This window comes from Chryseobacterium kimseyorum, from assembly GCF_025971945.1.
GTDB classification, from domain to species: Bacteria; Bacteroidota; Bacteroidia; order Flavobacteriales; family Weeksellaceae; genus Chryseobacterium; species Chryseobacterium kimseyorum.
The window spans coordinates 3,303-5,533 of record NZ_JAPDHW010000036.1 but is presented as its reverse complement, the minus strand read 5'-3'; the positions used below and the strand labels follow the sequence as shown (position 1 = coordinate 5,533).

The following is a 2,231-nucleotide window of genomic DNA, read 5'->3' as shown; positions in this document are numbered from 1 at the left end:
AGTGTTGAAAAAGGAGATTAGGGTTACTTAAAAAACTTTAAAATTTCTTCAAAAAACATTTGGTCAATTAGAAATAAAGTTTTACTTTTGCACACGCAAATACGGCAAAGCCCAACGACAGAAAAGGGTAGCTGAGGAAGCGTAAGAAGAGAGATCATTGAAAAATAGATATAACAACCAAGTAAGGAAAAACTAAAGCGTCAAAACTTTGAGTGAGTCAGACAAACATACAATGGAGAGTTTGATCCTGGCTCAGGATGAACGCTAGCGGGAGGCCTAACACATGCAAGCCGAGCGGTAGAGATTCTTCGGAATCTTGAGAGCGGCGCACGGGTGCGGAACACGTGTGCAACCTACCTTTATCAGGGGGATAGCCTTTCGAAAGGAAGATTAATACCCCATAATATATTTGATGGCATCATTGAATATTGAAAACTCCGGTGGATAGAGATGGGCACGCGCAAGATTAGATAGTTGGTGAGGTAACGGCTCACCAAGTCAATGATCTTTAGGGGGCCTGAGAGGGTGATCCCCCACACTGGTACTGAGACACGGACCAGACTCCTACGGGAGGCAGCAGTGAGGAATATTGGACAATGGGTGAGAGCCTGATCCAGCCATCCCGCGTGAAGGACGACGGCCCTATGGGTTGTAAACTTCTTTTGTATAGGGATAAACCTACTCTCGTGAGAGTAGCTGAAGGTACTATACGAATAAGCACCGGCTAACTCCGTGCCAGCAGCCGCGGTAATACGGAGGGTGCAAGCGTTATCCGGATTTATTGGGTTTAAAGGGTCCGTAGGCGGACTCGTAAGTCAGTGGTGAAATCTCATAGCTTAACTATGAAACTGCCATTGATACTGCGGGTCTTGAGTAAAGTAGAAGTGGCTGGAATAAGTAGTGTAGCGGTGAAATGCATAGATATTACTTAGAACACCAATTGCGAAGGCAGGTCACTATGTTTTAACTGACGCTGATGGACGAAAGCGTGGGGAGCGAACAGGATTAGATACCCTGGTAGTCCACGCCGTAAACGATGCTAACTCGTTTTTGGGGCTTCGGCTTCAGAGACTAAGCGAAAGTGATAAGTTAGCCACCTGGGGAGTACGTTCGCAAGAATGAAACTCAAAGGAATTGACGGGGGCCCGCACAAGCGGTGGATTATGTGGTTTAATTCGATGATACGCGAGGAACCTTACCAAGGCTTAAATGGGAATTGATCGGTTTAGAAATAGACTTTCCTTCGGGCAATTTTCAAGGTGCTGCATGGTTGTCGTCAGCTCGTGCCGTGAGGTGTTAGGTTAAGTCCTGCAACGAGCGCAACCCCTGTCACTAGTTGCTAACATTCAGTTGAGGACTCTAGTGAGACTGCCTACGCAAGTAGAGAGGAAGGTGGGGATGACGTCAAATCATCACGGCCCTTACGCCTTGGGCCACACACGTAATACAATGGCCGGTACAGAGGGCAGCTACACAGCGATGTGATGCGAATCTCGAAAGCCGGTCTCAGTTCGGATTGGAGTCTGCAACTCGACTCTATGAAGCTGGAATCGCTAGTAATCGCGCATCAGCCATGGCGCGGTGAATACGTTCCCGGGCCTTGTACACACCGCCCGTCAAGCCATGGAAGTCTGGGGTACCTGAAGTCGGTGACCGTAACAGGAGCTGCCTAGGGTAAAACAGGTAACTAGGGCTAAGTCGTAACAAGGTAGCCGTACCGGAAGGTGCGGCTGGAACATCTCATTTTAGAGCGTCTTTCGACGTTAAACAAATAAAGGTACTTTAATGTACCATGCACTTACTTAAAAGAAAACGTTTTAGTTTTTACTCGGTTGCTTATATTATAAAAATACAAAACCCACTAGAAATTAGTATTAGGGAAGAGAGATTGAGAATGAAGAGGGGAAAGGAGATTTAATAATCGCTTATTACTCATCACCCATTACTCATAACAGAGTCTCGTAGCTCAGCTGGTTAGAGCGCTACACTGATAATGTAGAGGTCGGCAGTTCGAGCCTGCCCGAGACTACTAATTAAGGCGGCTGGCGAATGGCTTATAGCTGATGGCAAGAAAGCCAAAAGCAATGAGCAAGAAGCCAACAGCAACTAGAGGGGGAATTAGCTCAGCTGGCTAGAGCGCCTGCCTTGCACGCAGGAGGTCAAGGGTTCGACTCCCTTATTCTCCACAGTTTTGTGAGTTTGATTTAAAAGTAGAATGGATAGAGCCAAAA

General features: G+C 46.8%; 2 tRNA genes and 1 rRNA gene. All 3 read left to right on the top strand.

Annotation, left to right across the window (positions count from 1 at the left end):
* Positions 1-229 precede the first annotated feature (229 nt).
* The 3 genes from OMO38_RS20135 (at position 230) to OMO38_RS20125 (ending at position 2,186) form a co-directional block, all read left to right on the top strand.
* A 16S ribosomal RNA gene (locus tag OMO38_RS20135) occupies positions 230-1,746 on the top strand.
* 209 nt (positions 1,747-1,955) lie between these two features.
* A tRNA-Ile gene (locus OMO38_RS20130) sits at positions 1,956-2,029 on the top strand.
* An 83-nt stretch (positions 2,030-2,112) separates the two neighbouring features.
* Positions 2,113-2,186, top strand: a tRNA-Ala gene (locus OMO38_RS20125).
* Positions 2,187-2,231 lie beyond the last annotated feature (45 nt).